The sequence below is a fragment of the Streptomyces sp. NRRL F-5727 genome (assembly GCF_000719555.1).
Classification (GTDB): domain Bacteria; phylum Actinomycetota; class Actinomycetes; order Streptomycetales; family Streptomycetaceae; genus Streptomyces.
This window is the reverse complement of record NZ_JOGX01000152.1, coordinates 1-704: the sequence shown is the minus strand read 5'-3', so window position 1 is coordinate 704 and position 704 is coordinate 1. Positions and strand designations below refer to the sequence as shown.

Sequence of the window (704 nt, the reverse complement as noted above, 5' to 3'; positions counted from 1 at the left end):
GGCCCCGGGGTCCTGCGCGAGCAGCGCGTCCAGGATGGTGTCGCTGATCCGGTCGGCGATCTTGTCGGGATGTCCCTCGGTCACGGACTCCGAGGTGAACAGACGGGGCGGCATGTCTCTCCAGGTGGTCGAGGCGGAGGCACGGGGAGGGTGTGGTGCGGTGTGGCGTGGGGCGGGTGTCCGTGCCACTGGCCACCTTGGACAGTCCCGGATGAGGAACGCTCGAGGTGTGATGGGAAGAGGGTGGAGAGCGCCGGTTCGGCGGCCGCCGGGCGGTGCCTAGGGTGTGCCGGAGACGGGCCGGTGATGAGGGTGGTCCGGTGGTGTGGCCGCGCCGAGCGCGCGGGCGAGGGCCGGGGCCCGCTCCCGGGTGTCGTCGGGTACGGCGACGAGGACTACGGGGGGCGGGCGGCGGTGGCTGAGGGCGGCGATGCTCCCGGCGACGGCGCAGGCCCGGGTGCCGGCTCCGGAGTATCCGGCGAGCAGCAGATTCCGTCCGGGTCCGAGGGCGGTCAGTGCGTGGCGTGCGTCTTCGGTGGTGGTGTCCGGGTGGAGGACGAGCAGCTGTTCGGGCCCGTCGTAGGTGGCGGCGAGCAGGTCGTAGCAGGTGGCGGGTGCTTGTGGTGGCGGGACGAGGCAGATCACGCCGGGGTGGTGGTGGCGTGCCGCGCGCAGGGTGATCAGAGGGGTGAGGGGGGTGGGGG

The 704-nt window shown here is 73.3% G+C and carries 1 protein-coding gene and 1 pseudogene; both read right to left on the bottom strand.

What is annotated here, in order from left to right; all coding sequences use genetic code 11:
• Positions 1-114 (bottom strand): S-adenosylmethionine synthetase N-terminal domain-containing protein (locus tag IF73_RS40180; RefSeq protein ID WP_158822283.1); only part of this gene is annotated, 114 nt, incomplete at its 3' end.
• A 165-nt stretch (positions 115-279) separates the two neighbouring features.
• Positions 280-704, bottom strand: a pseudogene (locus tag IF73_RS38400) (hypothetical protein); the annotation flags it as partial.